Below are 13,822 nucleotides of genomic sequence, written 5' to 3'. Positions count from 1 at the left end.
ACCTGCGCAACCTGTCCATGAAATGGCGCTATGACGAGGACCTGGTCACCTATGGGATGGGCGGGCTCGGTGGCCACGCGCAGTCCTTGTTTGGCGCCCCAGGCGCCAACGGCGAAGGCGGATTCGGCAACGGCCACATCTTGTACGTGCCGTCGGACGTAACCGCGCTCACCAATCTGCTCGCGGCTGCACCCGATCGGAACTTCTTGCTCATCGGCACGGACGGCACGAATCTGAGCAGAATACTGGCCGATTCGGCCGGCACCCCGAACTTCCACGCGCTGATGGCGCAAAGCGTCACCTCCGCGTCCACGATCATCGGGCACACCACCATTTCCAACCCCTCGTGGACGACTATTCAGACCGGTGTGTGGATGGAGACAGCGGGTGTGTCCAACAACGTGTTCACGCCGTGGACGTATGACAACTGGCCGACGGTCTACAACTACCTCGAGGGCACCTTCGGCGACATGGTCGACACGGTGGTCATCGCCAACGGGGAGGGCACCGTCAGCGGCATCAATACCCGAATCGCCGGTGCCGGTGCGTTCCCCGCGGATTCCATCGAATTCGTCCCGCAGGTCGCGGGGGACACGGACTGGACAGCGACGCAAATCCTGACCGGGCAGAAGGCTCAGGCCGCGATTGCAGCGGCCGATCCCAACAAGGGAAATTTCATCTTCGTGTCGTTGGCTGGTGTCGACAACAACGCACATCAATACGGCGGCGATTCACCGCAATACGCCGCCTCCCTGCGGACCCTGGACGCCGTTCTCGGTTCTCAAACGGCAGGCGGCGGTGGCCTGTTGGGGGCCGTTTACGACTGGGAGGCCACGTACAACGAGGAATGGGACATCCTCGTCGTCACCGACCACGGCGAGATCGGTCCCGACCAGTTCGGCCGTGGCCATGGCTTCCAATCACCTTTGGAGACGGCGACTTTCCTCATCTGGGATCAAGCCGGCACCGACATGACCAACAACGGTTACATCAACAACGCATGGCAGACCGTCAGCGTGACGCCGACGATTCTGGATGCGTTCGGCCTGACGCCGCCGGCGTATATGCAGGGTGCGCCGATCACGTCTGCCAGCTTCGACAACACGTTGTTCGACCCTGGCGACAACCTGTACAGCGTGCTCAACCAAACCTTCGCCACCCAGGGCTATCCGGACGTCCCGGACACCCTGCGACTGAATTCGCGCACGGTAGCCGCCACGATCCCCTACCTGGTGTACGGGCCGATCCAGAGCGTCGTCGATGCGGTGCCCAGCTTCTTACAGCTCCCGGTCTCGTGGATCGGCGCCGGCATCTACCAGACGCTGAACATCCCCGCACAGATCTACATCCGGTTCACCGGCGTCACCGGTAACCAGATCATCCCGCCGATACTCAACCCATTCCTGCCCTAGCCGTCGGTGCCGGCATTTGTTGTTGCTGGGGCGCGTTTGGGCATACGCTGCCGATATGCGCATGAAGCGGGTTTCTCGTGGTACCGCCGCACTGGTGGCGTGTGTGTCGGCCGTCGCGCTGGCACCGCCCGCGGTTGCCGAACTACTGGACCCGATCCCGGGCAACGGTGTCTTTGTCGTCGGCACTGACATCGCACCGGGCCTCTACCGCACGGCAGGGTCGGCATCCGTCATCGGAGTCTGGATAAACAATGTGCCGACCCAAGACTCCATGTGCGCGTGGTTCACCTACAGCACGCCCGATGCCAACAAGGAGCACGTACTCCAGACGAACATGTCCATCGGTCCCATGTTCGCGAACATCAACACGTCGGTGAAGGCGTTCGAGTCAGTGAATTGCGAACCCTGGGAACGGGTTCCTTAAGGCTGGTTCGCTTCGATCAACATTTCCCGCAGCCGCCGGATGTCCACCTTGCCGGTGGCGCCGCGGGGGACCTCGTCGTCGGACTCGAAGAGCAGCCACGCCGTTGGCGCCTTGAACGCGCTCAACAGCGCGCGCGCCGCTACGCGCAACTGATCGGTGGTGAGCTCGCGGCCCACGACTGCCGCACCCACACGCTGGCCGCCGCCGGGACCGGGAACGTTGGTGGCAAAGGCCTTTTCGACACCGTCGATGGTGCGCAGCGCACGCTCGACCTCGCTGGGATAGACGGTGGCGCCGCTGACTTTGAACATGTCGTCGCAGCGGCCGTGATAGAACAGAAAGCCGTCCTCGCCGAGCCGACCGAGGTCGCCGGTGGGGTAGAAGCCGTCGGGTGTGAAAACGTCTTCACGGCTGCGTCGGCAGATGCCGCGCAGGGTGTGCGGGCCGCGCAGTTGAATCATGCCCACCGTTCCGGCCGGTACCGGCTCGCCGGTGTCGGGATGGACAACTCGAACTTCCATGCCGGGGAACGGCTTTCCGCAGCTTCCCCAGGCTGACGCCGGCATGTCCGTGTCGGCGGCGTAGCCGCAGTAGGGCCCGAAAGTTTCGGTCATGCCGAACAGGTTTGCGCGGGCGCCGGGCTCGGCTCGCAGTTCGGCAGGCAGCAGCGCTTCCAGGCTGCCCGGCCGCAGTGCGGAGAGGTCGACGGCGGCGATATCGGGGTGGCGTGCCAGCGCTTCGGCCTGATCGGGCCAGCCGCGGAACAGGGTGACCTTCTCGCTTTCCAGCAGACGCAGGGTGGTTTCGGGGCGTGGCAGCTGCTCAGTGATCAGGGTGGCCCCGGCGAGCAGCGTGGACACAATGCCGCTGCCCAAGCCGCCGACCCAGAAGAACGGCATGGTCAGATACAGCCGGGTGTCGGCGGTAATGCGGCGCGCGTCCAGGCTCGAATGCGCCGCCCCCAAAGCGCTGCCGTGCGAGTGGACCACTCCCTTGGGAGGTCCGCTGCTGCCCGAGGTGAAGATGATGGTCAGCGTGTCCGACGCGGTGACCGTCGCGGTCATGGCGTCGACCATATCGCGAGCCTGAGTGCCGGCAGACTCTTGGAAGAGTCGCTCGACGGACCAAACTTCGCGTAGCGCAGGCAGTTCCAGGGGCGGCACCGACTTGAGATCGTCGAGGTAGCGGTGCCCTCGAAACTCCGCGACACTCACCAGGAATTGCACGGCGGCCGTTCGGAGTTGCGCCGCCAGCTCGCCGGGGCGCAGCAGCGTGCTCAACGGGACGAGCACCGCCCCGATGCGGGTCAGTGCTATGGCGACCTGTACCCATTGCACGCAGTTGGGCATGATCAGCCCGACCCGGGTGCCCTTGGCCACGCCGGCCTCGATGAATGTTGCGGCTAAATCCGTTGTGCTGGAGAGGAGCCCGTCGTAGCTGATCCGCGATTCAGCATCAATCACCATCGGCTTCGAAGCATGGCGTTCGGCCTGGCGCCGGACCAGACGGTCAATGGTGTCACACATCGAACAACTTCTTCAGTCGTTGGAGGTCAACCTTGCCGCTGGACAACAGCGGTATCTCGGCGCGGGGCACGGCGATGAATCGCTTCGGGATCTTGTAGGCCGACAGCTCGGCTTTCAGCCCTTCGCGCAACGCGGTTTCGTCAAAGTCGGTGGCACCGTCGGGCAAGGCGATGACCGCGGCCACCAACTGACCCCGTTGGGCGTCCGGGATGCCGACGACATGTGCGGTCATACCCAGTTTTGCGATAGCTCGCTCGACCTCGGCCGCTGACACGTTGGCACCCGCCGTCTTGATCATTCCCGCGCGGCGGCCGAGGAAATAGATGAATCCGTCGGCGTCGGCTCGCACCAGATCACCGGTGTGGAACCAGCCGTCGGCGTCGAAGCATTCTTCGCGACTGCGCTTGTAGTACCGCTGCATGACGAACGGGCCGCGGATACAGAGCTCGCCATCGGCGATCATCGTCTCGAATCCCGGCGCCGGTTTACCGAACGAGCCGCGCCGCGATTCGGGTTGGTCAGACTCGTCCTCGCTGAGGAGCACGACGCTGCCCGCCTCGGTCAGCCCCAGCATGCTGTGTCGCAGCTCCGGATCCACTGGTCGTGCGTCGGGCGCCATGATCGGATAGAGGTTGCCCCGACGCATCGACGACAGGTCGCGTGTAGCGAAGCTGGGGTGGTCGGCCAGGTGTGCGATGCCCGCCACGAAACCGTTGGTGATGGTCGGCTTTTCGGCCTCGAGCAGATCGAGCGTCTTTCCGGGGTCGGTGCTGTTGGAGCACACCAGGGTGGCACCGGCGACCAGCGTGGCGAGCAGGCCGAAGGCCAATCCGCCGATCCAGAAGAAGGGCGAATTGCAGAACAGGCGATCGGTGGCCGTCAAGCCGCGAATCTCGTTGAGGTTTCGTTGGTGCCGCAACAGCGCGGCGTGCGTGTGTATCACGCCCTTGGGCGTGCTGGTGGACCCCGAGGTGTAAACCATGGTGAGCACGTCGGAACCGTCGACGTCGTCCTCCATCGCCCGCAGCAGGCTGGGCTCCACGGTCCCGGCGACTCGAGACAGTGACCGCGCACTGGTGACCACGTGGCGCAATTGTGGTGCGGCGGTGCGGAACAGCCTTCCATCGTCGGTAAAAGGCCCGAGCGCCTCGGCCAGCCGGCGCCGGTAGTCGTGGGACCTGAACCCGTTGGTGCTCAACAGGATCGCCACATCACTGTGAAGCAGCTGTTCACCTAACTCACGGGAAGTGGCGAAGGTGGAGAAAGGGACAACTACCGCGCCGATCCGCGCCGCTGCCAACATTGCGATGACGAATTCGCTGCCGTTCGGGTAGAGCACCCCCACATGGGTTCCCTTGCCGGCCCCGAGCCCGATCAGTCCACGGGCCAACTCTGCCGAACGACGATCGGCGTCGCCGTAGGTGAGTCGGTCGTCGTCGCACACCAGCAAGGGGTGCTGCGCTCGCGCGACGGCCTGGTGCCGCAGGACTTCGCCGACGGTGCAGAGCTCACTCGGCATGGTCCGCGGAAGCACTGAAATAGCCTCGGACGGCAGTCAGATCCGGTTTGCCGGACGGGGTCCGCGGAATCGCATCGACGATCGCGATCTCGGTGGGAATCTCGTAGCCGGCCAGTCGAGGACGAAGGTATTCGACCAGGGCAGCGGCGTCGGTGTCGGCGTCGGTGGACGCGGCCGCACGTAGCTCCACCATTGCGACCGGGGTTTCGCCGAGCCGTTCGTTGGACCGGCCCACCACGGCGGCCCCGGCCACCGCCGGGTGGCCCTCGAGTGCGACGCGAACGTCGTCGGGCATCACCTTGAACCCGCCGCGGATGATCGCCTGGTCGGCGCGGCCGACGATCCAGACAAAGCCGTCCGCATCAATGCGGGCCAGGTCGGTGGTCTGCATCCACTGAGCCGCCGGGCCCAGCTGCCCGGGCTTGACCTCCAGCAGGCCGACCTGGTCCGGCCCGAGCGGATTACCGTCGTCGTCCACCACCCGGAGCTCCGAACCGGGGTTGGCCCGTCCGACGCTGCCACGCTTGTCCCGCCAGAACTGCTGGTGGTCGGCCAGCGTCCAGCCGGCGACGCCGCCACCGAATTCGGTTGCCGCGTAGGACGTCAGGACCGGGATACCGTACTTTTCGAAAAACGCGTCCGCGTCGTCGGCCGACAGGGGCGCGGTACCGCAGGTGACGGCAACGATGCTGTCCAGGTCCGCACGCGGCAGATCGGCGTGCAACACCGTGCGCAATGCCGCCGGCACCAGTGACACGGTGCGGGGTCGGTGCTTGCGCACCGCATCGGTCCAGGTCGCGAGCTCGAAACGATCCAGCAGCACAAAGGATCTCGCCTCGGCGACGCACTGCAGCACTCGGAAAACACCGCCAATGTGCACCAATGGTGAGTTGACGATCGCGACGCCGCGCCGCAATTGCGCTGGGGTGGGCGCGCGGTCGGGTTCGGGCCCCATGACGCTGCGCGCGAGCATGTCGTAACTCAGGTCGACCCGCTTGGGTGGCCCGGTGGTTCCGCTGGTCAGCATCCGCACCGCGACGCCCGCGACTCCGGGGTCTCGGATCGGCGGATCGTCGGCCCAGTCGAAGATGTCCGAAATCGACACCGCGACAGTGCCGGCCGGCTCGTCGACCAGGTTGCTCAGATCGTCGGCATCGCCGAGGATGAACGGCAGTCCCAGCTCGGCGATATCGGCCCTGGTCCGGTCGTCGCCTCGGGACGGGTTGATGGTGACCACCGTCCCGGCGCCCAGCAGCACGCCGAGAAACGCCGCGACGTGGCCAGGCCGATTGCGCAGCAGCATGCCGACTTGCGCTTGGCCGGCCAGCGAGCTGATGCACCGGGCCGCCACGCTGATCTGGTGCCACGACAGCCACTGCCCGTCGTACTCGATTGCGGGCGCGTCGGGCTCCAGGTCCAGTACATCGGCAATGCGCCGGCTCAGTGAGTGCATTACCGGATCTTCGGTTCGCGTGCGGGAGGCTCGCCGTCGCCGGACTTACGCTGTGCGGCCAGTTCCGCCGTGCCGAGCGGATTGCCCAGCCGGGTGTAGATCAGGCCCTGCTCCAAGGCCGCGCGGTAGGGCTTGTCCAGTGACTCCCAGATCGCCTTGACGCTGCCTTGCGTCGCTGACGGCGGCTTGGCCGCTATGGTCGTCGCGATCTCGTGGGCGCGTGCCCACAATTGCCGCCGCTCAACGACTTCCGTAACCAACCCGATCCGGAGGGCGGTCTCGGCGCTGACCCGCTCGTCGTTACCCATCAGTGCGATGCGCAGTGTGTCACCCAACCCGACGCGGCGCATCAGCCCGATCGGCTCGAGCGCGCAGACCAGACCCGCCGAGACGTGCGAGTCGAAGAATGTGGCGTCCGTTGAGCAGATGACCACATCGGACTCGTTGATGAAGTAAAACGCGCCGGCCGTGCACATGCCCTGGACCGCGCACACCACCGGCTTCCACATCTTCTGCCACTTGGGACTCAGCAACTCGCCGGGATCCTCGTGATTCCAGACGTTTTCGGGCTGGCCGTAGGAGGTCTTGATGTCAAGCCCAGCGCTGAAGGCGCGGTCCCCGGCGGATCGGAGCACCACCGCGTGCACGTCATCGTCGAGTTTGACGATGCGCCATGCCTCGGCCATCTCCTCGCACATGGTGCGGTTGAACGCGTTGAGCTGCTCGGGGCGATTCAGCGTGATCGTGGCGACATGGGTGGCGGCATCGATGTCGAGCAGGATGGTTTCGAACATCACCGGCACTGCCAATTCGGTTTCCGCTTCTCCACGAACGCCTTCGGACCTTCTTGGGCGTCCTCGGTGCGCAGCACCCGCTCACGGAACGTCTCGGCCATTATCTCGGCTTCGTGCAGCGGTACATTCAGGCCTTTGATAATTGCCAGCCTGGTGCCCCGGACCGCCAGCGGCGCATTGGAATTGACAATGTCGGCGATCTCACGAGCCCGATCCAGCAGACGATCGTGCTCGACGATCTCGCTGATCAGTCCGAGCTCATAAGCGCGCTGGGCGCTCATCCGCTCGTGCTTGCCCATCAAGGCCATTCGCAGTGCGATCGAGCGCGGCAACACCCTGGACACCCGCACCAACTCACGTCCGGCAACCAGTCCGATGCTGACATGCGGATCGAAGAACGTCGCCTGCTCCGATGCGATGACGATGTCCGACGTGGTGACCCAGTCCATGCCCGCGCCGCAACACAATCCATTGACGGCGGTGATCACCGGCTTGGCCATGGTGCGAAACGGCGGCGTGCCCTCCTGCGGCGCCTCCCACTGGTCGTACGTCGACAGGTAGGGCCGCTCGTAAATCACCTTGCCGTCTTCCGGAATCTCCTTCACGTCGGCGCCGGTGCAGAACGCGCGTCCGGTGCCGGTGACGATGGTGAGCCACACCTGGTCGTCGTTCTCGGCCTCGTGGTAGGCGGCGCGCAGCTCGGTGATCATGTGCGGGCTGAGCGCGTTGAGGGCTTCTGGACGGTTGAGCGTGATGGTGGCGGTGTGCCCGTCGACCTCGTAGATGATGGTGTCGAAGCTGGTCTGAGAAGTCATGCTCATCGGCCTTCGAACTTGGGTGGGCGTCGTTGTCGAAAGGCTTCCAGGCCTTCCTTGAAATCCTTGGTCCGGCAGGATAGCTCCAAGTTGAACAGCTCCTGTGTCATGGCCTGGCCCAGCGTCGCCTGCTGGCCGAATTCCATTGCTTGCTTGGCCAATCCGATCGCCACCGTGGGTCCGGACGCCAACCTCGTCAGCAACTCCTCGGTCGACTGCTCCAGCTCGCCGGCGTCGACGGCTTGGTGTATCAGCCCCCAGTCGGCGGCGTCGGTGGCAGTGACCTGTTCGCCGAGCAGCAGCATGCGCTTGGCGCGTGCCACACCGACGAGCCGGGGGAGTAGCCAGGTGCTGCCCGAGTCGGGGCTGAAGCCGCGGGCGATGAATGGTTCCCAGAACAGCGCGTCCGTGGTGGCGATGGTGAAATCCGCGGCCAAGGCCAGATTGCAACCCAGTCCCACGGCCCAGCCCTGGACGCTGCACACCACGGGCAGCTGAATGCTGTGCACGAGCTCGATCACGCGGTGGGCGGCGTGGGGAACCCTGCGCACCAGGTCGCCCGTCCGGGGGCGTTGTCCGCTCGGGCTGTTGGCGGCGACCCAGTCGGACCCCGCGCAGAAGTCGTCGCCGGCTCCGCGGATGTGAATCGCTCGCAATGAATCGTCGGAGGCAGCCCGGACCAGCACATCGACGAAGGTTTCAATCATCGTCTTGTTCAACGAATTACGCCGAGCCGGGCGATCGAGAGTGACTCGCAATATCGCGTCGTCTCGCTGCGTTGTCACCGAACCCTCGGCGTAGGCCGAGTCGGCCTCGTGACTCACTATCGAAATCGGCCTTTCTCCGCCGTTATGGTTACCCATACAGTAGGCAATACGATTGCTACCCTGTATAAGTTAGCAAGGAAACGTTACCGACGGAACAAGCGGGTGAAGCCGAAGGAGAAGGGCCGTATGGCGCCAAAGTTCGGGGAAGCGCCGCTGGCCCAGACCGTCGCCGCCGCCGGTGCCATCCGCCGGCTGAGTTCGCTGCTGCTCGCACTGGAACACCCGCACCCAGTGGTGGACACGATGCTGGCCCAGTTCGCCGACTGGGAGCGTGAACTCGCCGCGGCCGCACCGCCGGATTTGGCACCGCGAATCGGCGAGCAGCCCGGCGATACCCGGCGCATCTATCTCGACCATGCGACCGACATCGGCGCCTACAATCCCTGCTTTCCCGAGTACCAGTTCGACCACATCGACGCGGAGAACGCCTCCGGTCGCGTGACATTCCCGTTGGTGTACGAAGGTCCGCCGGGATTGGTGCACGGCGGCTTCATCGGAGTTTTCTTCGACTGCGTCATCCAGCACCAGAGTTGCGTCGTCGGACTGGCCGGAAAGACCCGCTCACTCAACTTGACATTTCGGCGGCCCACGCCGCTGCTGACCGAGTTGCGCTTCGACATCGTGCGGGCGCAGGCCGAACGGGGCATCACATCCACGGCCCGCCTGCTCCACGACGACGAAGTGCTCTGCATTGGTGAGGTCAGCACCCTGGCGTCGCGGCCCGACAAGCTCATCACTTCCCAATTCGCCAGTCGGCGTGAGGAGTCTGACCCATGACATCAGATGACCGGGTGTTGTTCGACGTCGACCGCGACCGGCGCATCGCCACTATCACCTTCAACAACCCAAAGCAGCGCAACTCCTACGACGCGGAGATGCGTGGGGCCATCGCGCGCTACCTTGATCAAGTTGCCGACGACGACGACCTCACCGTGGTGCTGCTGCGTGGTGCCGATGGGGTGTTCAGCACCGGTGCCGACATGAACAACGCCTACGGCTGGTACGGCGACAAAGATGCACCGGCCGAAAAGCGCCGCCCGAGTCAGCGTCGGCGACTTGCCGTGGACCGCAAGTCATTCAGCTTCTATCACAACTTCATGGGCTTCCCGAAGGTGACGGTGGGGGAGATCGCCGGCTACGCGCTCGGCGGCGGCTTTGAGATGGCGTTGATGACCGACATCTCGGTCATCGCGCGCGACACCAAGATCGGTATGCCCGCAACGCGTTTCCTCGGGCCCGCGCTGGGCAGCCTGCACATGTTCTTCCATCGCCTGGGCCCGGTCCTGGCCCGGCGGCTGCTGCTTACCGGCGACATCATCGAAGCCGGCGAGGTGGAACACCTCGGAATCTTCACGGACACTTGCGATCCCGGATCGGTGGCGGCTCGCGCGCGATACTGGGCAGAGAAGGCGGCCAAGATGCCGGCCGACGGTGTCGTCATCGCCAAGGAAGCGTTCCGCCTCGTCGAGCAGAGCCAGGCCTACCAAGGCGAGGAAGTCGCGAGCTACCTATTCCACGCCTACGGCACCAACCTGCAGTTCGCGCCGGGCGAATTCAACTTCGTCAAGACGCGGGCACAGCACGGCACCAAGGAGGCATTTCGGTTGCGCGACGAATACTTTCACGTTCCGGAGCCCGAATCCCCTTAACGGGACTAGGCTTTGGGCCTCGCCTTGGTCGCTTTGGCCGCTTTTTGGCGGGAGGACGTCGACTTGCGTTTCGAGTTCTCCTCGATCAACCGGCTCGCGTGATCCAGGATGCAATTGAGCCCGTACTCGAAGTTGCTGTCATCCGGAGTTGCGATGCGGTGGCCTCTCCTGCTGACCTGCGCGATCAGCGGAGTGGTCTGCGGATCGATCGCCATGGCATCTTCAATGTCGCGCGGACCACTGTCGGCCGACTTGTTCTTCTCGCTGAGGCGGTGCAGAACCACCGAACCGCGCACGTGCACGGACACCGCCGAGTAGGTGTCGAAGGCGTCCTCGGGGGACAGCCCCGCCTCCACCAGATTCGCGATCGCGCGCTCCATCTCTTGTGCACCCAACCGCGCCGCCTTCGGGCTCAGGGCCGAGCGAATAAGGATCAGGTCGCACAGAATTGGGTTGCCCATGAACGTGTCACGCATCGAATAGGCATGATTCCGTAGGGTTTCGCGCCAGTCGCTGGCTTCAACGTATGGCGTCGCGAACACGTACTTGCTCAGGGCGCGGTCGGTCATCGCGTTGAGCAGGTCGTCCTTCTTGCGGAAGTACCAGTAGATGCTCGTGACTCCGACCCCGAGATGCTTGCCCAGCAGCGGCATGCTCAGGTTGTCGATCGATACTTCCTCGGCAAGTTCGAAGGCGCCCGTAATGATGTCGTCGGGATTGATGGACCCGCGCTCGCGTCGCTGACGCTTCTCGGCGGTTGCCTGCTTTGCCACTACGGGCACCTCCATAGGTTCCGACCTGCGCATACGCGCCGTGCGGCTGGGGCCGCTAAAGCCATTTTGTGTGTTTCGTCGTCCTGCTACTGTAATACCTATCGTAGGCTTTTTGATAAATCCGGCTAGCCGTCCCAGAGGAGATTGTCATGGCGACTGCGGCTGAGGCCCGGGTATGGGCGCGCGGTGCTCTACGAGGCATCGGTGACTCGCTCTACACGCCATTCTGTGGCACCGACGGTGATGATATCGACTGGGACGCTTACCGCACATTGGTGCACTACTGCGTCGCCGAACTCAAACACCCCATGTTGTGGTGTACCAGCGGCCTCGCGGAGTTCTGGGCGTTGACCATCGACGAGCGAAAGCGCCTGCTGGAAGTCGCGATTGACGTAGGGCGTGCCGCGAACCCGAACGTGATAATCCAGGCGTGCACCGCGGCGATGACCGCGAAGGACTGCTTGGAGTTGACGCTGCACGCACAGGAATCGGGTGCCGACATCGCATACATCCAAACCCCGATGATGGAGGTCCACGGCGGCGAGGGCGTCCTGAAATTCTTCAAGTACATTGCCGCACGCACGGATATCGCGTTGGGCATGTTCAATTCGCCATCATCGGGTTATGTGTTGAACGCCGCCGAAGGCGCCCGCATTTACGCCGAAGTGCCCGCGGTGTGCGCCACCAAGGAGGGTGCGTTCCGGCCCCAGAACAGTCGCATGCTGCATCAACTCGCTCCCGGTCTGGTGATCTGGGAGTGCGACAAGACGGTCTACCGTGCTGGATGGCTGCGCGAGGGCATCGTCTGCCCAGCGCAATTGGGTACCTCGGGCTATCTGTTCGAGACTCCGCAGCGCCCGCTGTTGTCCGAGTATTGGGACCTGATCCTGGGCGACAAGCTGATCGAAGCGATGGACTACGGGCGCGATTCGGGTTTGGACCAACTCGAACTGGACCTCGGGCCGTGGTTCACCTGCTACCCGGGGCGGCCCGACTACTTCACCCATTGGGGTGGTGCTTTCAAGTACGCGGCGTCGGTGCTCGGTCTACCGATAGGTTCGTACCCCCATTCGCGTCCCCCGCAGATGGAACTGCCTGATGAAGCCAAGACTCAGATCAAGAATGCCTATCGTCGGATAGGGCTTGTTGATTCTTAGGAAGGATGGGAAATGCTCCCGCTGGGTGTCCTCGGCTGGATCGTCATCGGCGGCCTGGCCGGTTGGGTCGGCAGCAAGATCATGGGCGCCGAAGCACGAATGGGTCTCGTTCTCAACATCGTCGTCGGTATCGTCGGCGGGTTTGTCGGCGGGTTCCTGCTGCACAGCTTCGGCATAGATGTGGCCGACGGCGGGCTGCTGTTCTCGTTCCTGACCTGCCTGTTGGGATCGATCATTCTGCTGGGCTTGGTCAAGCTGACGACGCGCGGACGCGCTCGGCGATAGGGTCCGTTTCTTCATGAGCGTTGCTGACTCTGACGACGCGGTCCTCTACGAGGCGACCGACAGCGGCGTCGCCATCGTCACCCTCAATCGCCCGGAGCGACTCAACGCCTGGGGACCCGACATGGCGCCGGCGTTCTACGCCGCGATCGATCGCGCCGAGGGGGACCCGGCTATCCGCGTGATCGTGCTGACCGGCCGGGGCCGCGGATTCTGCGCCGGTGCCTATCTGGGCGCGTCCGGTTCGTCGCCGGCTGTCGGTGAATCGCTCGAGCAGGCCGGCGGAAAGACCGTGGCGGATCTGGTCGGCGAGCGTCCTCCACACTTTCTGACCGAGTTGCGAAAGCCCGTGATTGCGGCGATCAACGGCGCCTGTGTGGGCATCGGTCTGACCCAGGCGTTGTTGTGCGACATTCGGTTTGCCGCGGCGGGGGCGAAATTCGGCGCGGTGTTTTCGCGCCGCGGACTTATCGCGGAATTCGGCATCTCCTGGATACTGCCGCGCCTGACCGGCTGGGGCGTGGCCATGGACCTGTTGCTCAGTGGCCGTACGTTTCTGGCCGAAGAGGCGGCCGAGTTGGGTCTGGTCAAGGAAGTCGTGGCGCCGGAGAACCTGATGGCGCGCGTCCTGGAGTATGCCGAGGACATCGCCCAAAACTGTTCTCCGGTAGCGCTTTCAGTGATCAAGCGGCAGGCCTACGCGGACACCAGTCGTGATATGAAGACGGCCGCCGCGGATGCCGAAGCGCTCATGTGGGAGGCCCTGCCGCGACCCGACGTCATCGAAGGAATCGTGAGCTTCTTGGAAAAGCGTCACCCGCAATTCCCGCCGCTTCCGACGTCCGAGACGTAGACGCGCGCCGGCATTGACCCGCGGACGCGGTGTTTAGGACACCGCCGACCCTAGAAGGGTGGTGGTTCGTCGTCGGGGTCGGGGGGTGGGCCTTGTTCGGCTTTGCCGTTGAGGCCGATGCTGCGGATTTTGGCGCGGGCTTGGCGGTTGCGTTTGCGTTCGGCCTTGATGCGTGCGGCGCGGTCTTGGGTGCGGGTGCGGTGCCGCTTGGGCATCATCGCGGTGCGCTGCCCGCAGTAGTCATCGGGGGTGTCGACCTCGGGACACGGCATGCCGCCCACCGCCTGGCACAGGCTGGGGAACAGCAGGGCGCTGCCTGGGGTGGTCACGTGGGTGTC

Annotated in this window: 14 protein-coding genes and 1 pseudogene; 7 read left to right on the top strand and 8 right to left on the bottom strand. The window is 64.4% G+C overall.

Going from position 1 to position 13,822, the window contains the following annotated elements:
- Both BST27_RS27800 and BST27_RS27795 read left to right on the top strand, forming a co-directional pair.
- Positions 1–1,412: alkaline phosphatase family protein (locus tag BST27_RS27800; RefSeq protein ID WP_139805412.1), on the top strand; the 1,412-nt coding region annotated here is incomplete at its 5' end.
- Positions 1,413–1,473: 61 nt separating this feature from the next.
- Entirely contained in the window at positions 1,474–1,836 is a 363-nt protein-coding gene (locus BST27_RS27795) for an Rv1352/Rv1906c domain-containing protein (RefSeq protein ID WP_069418855.1), read from the top strand.
- Here the strand turns inward: BST27_RS27795 and BST27_RS27790 are convergent.
- Genes BST27_RS27790 through BST27_RS27765 form a run of 6 tightly spaced genes read right to left on the bottom strand, consistent with a single transcriptional unit; the run spans position 1,833 to position 8,767 of the window.
- A complete protein-coding gene (locus BST27_RS27790) occupies positions 1,833–3,362 on the bottom strand; it encodes a class I adenylate-forming enzyme family protein (protein ID WP_069418754.1) in 1,530 nt (509 codons plus the stop codon). The two genes, BST27_RS27795 and BST27_RS27790, sit on opposite strands and share 4 nt — an antisense overlap.
- On the bottom strand, positions 3,355–4,881 hold the full coding sequence (locus tag BST27_RS27785) for a class I adenylate-forming enzyme family protein (RefSeq protein WP_069418854.1): 1,527 nt from the start codon (positions 4,879–4,881) through the stop codon (positions 3,355–3,357). The genes BST27_RS27790 and BST27_RS27785 overlap by 8 nt, the downstream gene beginning before the upstream one ends.
- The gene (locus BST27_RS27780) at positions 4,871–6,334 is read right to left on the bottom strand and encodes a class I adenylate-forming enzyme family protein (protein ID WP_069418753.1); all 1,464 of its coding nucleotides are present in this window, start codon (positions 6,332–6,334) and stop codon (positions 4,871–4,873) included. Before BST27_RS27780 ends, BST27_RS27785 begins: the two co-directional genes overlap by 11 nt.
- Positions 6,334–7,128, bottom strand: coding sequence for an enoyl-CoA hydratase/isomerase family protein (locus tag BST27_RS27775; protein ID WP_069418853.1), 795 nt, complete (start codon positions 7,126–7,128; stop codon positions 6,334–6,336). Before BST27_RS27775 ends, BST27_RS27780 begins: the two co-directional genes overlap by 1 nt.
- Positions 7,128–7,943: an enoyl-CoA hydratase/isomerase family protein gene (locus tag BST27_RS27770; RefSeq protein WP_069418752.1), complete on the bottom strand. Its 816-nt coding sequence runs from the start codon at positions 7,941–7,943 to the stop codon at positions 7,128–7,130. Before BST27_RS27770 ends, BST27_RS27775 begins: the two co-directional genes overlap by 1 nt.
- A gap of 2 nt (positions 7,944–7,945) precedes the next feature.
- Entirely contained in the window at positions 7,946–8,767 is an 822-nt protein-coding gene (locus BST27_RS27765) for an enoyl-CoA hydratase/isomerase family protein (RefSeq protein WP_069418751.1), read from the bottom strand.
- Positions 8,768–8,896: 129 nt separating this feature from the next.
- On the opposite strand from BST27_RS27765, the gene BST27_RS27760 reads away from it, so the two are divergent.
- Complete coding sequence (locus tag BST27_RS27760) at positions 8,897–9,547, top strand: hotdog family protein (protein WP_069418852.1); 651 nt, start codon at positions 8,897–8,899, stop codon at positions 9,545–9,547.
- Positions 9,544–10,419 (top strand): enoyl-CoA hydratase/isomerase family protein, encoded by an 876-nt coding sequence (locus tag BST27_RS27755; RefSeq protein ID WP_069418750.1) that lies wholly within the window; start codon positions 9,544–9,546, stop codon positions 10,417–10,419. The genes BST27_RS27760 and BST27_RS27755 overlap by 4 nt, the downstream gene beginning before the upstream one ends.
- 5 nt (positions 10,420–10,424) lie before the next feature.
- Here the strand turns inward: BST27_RS27755 and BST27_RS27750 are convergent, their stop codons facing one another.
- Complete coding sequence (locus tag BST27_RS27750) at positions 10,425–11,207, bottom strand: TetR/AcrR family transcriptional regulator (RefSeq protein ID WP_069418749.1); 783 nt, start codon at positions 11,205–11,207, stop codon at positions 10,425–10,427.
- 134 nt (positions 11,208–11,341) lie between these two features.
- Here BST27_RS27750 and BST27_RS27745 point away from each other — a divergent pair, with 134 nt between their 5' ends.
- The 3 genes from BST27_RS27745 to BST27_RS27735 are packed head-to-tail and all read left to right on the top strand — an operon-like array spanning position 11,342 to position 13,484.
- Positions 11,342–12,349 (top strand): dihydrodipicolinate synthase family protein, encoded by a 1,008-nt coding sequence (locus tag BST27_RS27745; RefSeq protein WP_069418748.1) that lies wholly within the window; start codon positions 11,342–11,344, stop codon positions 12,347–12,349.
- Positions 12,350–12,361: 12 nt separating this feature from the next.
- Positions 12,362–12,634 (top strand): GlsB/YeaQ/YmgE family stress response membrane protein, encoded by a 273-nt coding sequence (locus tag BST27_RS27740; protein WP_069418747.1) that lies wholly within the window; start codon positions 12,362–12,364, stop codon positions 12,632–12,634.
- Positions 12,635–12,647: 13 nt separating this feature from the next.
- A complete protein-coding gene (locus BST27_RS27735; RefSeq protein WP_069418746.1) occupies positions 12,648–13,484 on the top strand; it encodes an enoyl-CoA hydratase in 837 nt (278 codons plus the stop codon).
- A 50-nt stretch (positions 13,485–13,534) separates the two neighbouring features.
- Here the strand turns inward: BST27_RS27735 and BST27_RS32680 are convergent.
- Positions 13,535–13,822, bottom strand: a pseudogene (locus BST27_RS32680) (hypothetical protein); the annotation flags it as partial.

This window comes from Mycobacterium intermedium (assembly GCF_002086275.1).
Taxonomy (GTDB): domain Bacteria; phylum Actinomycetota; class Actinomycetes; order Mycobacteriales; family Mycobacteriaceae; genus Mycobacterium; species Mycobacterium intermedium.
The sequence above is the reverse complement of the archived record's forward strand: the minus strand, read 5'-3'. Positions and strand labels throughout refer to the sequence as shown.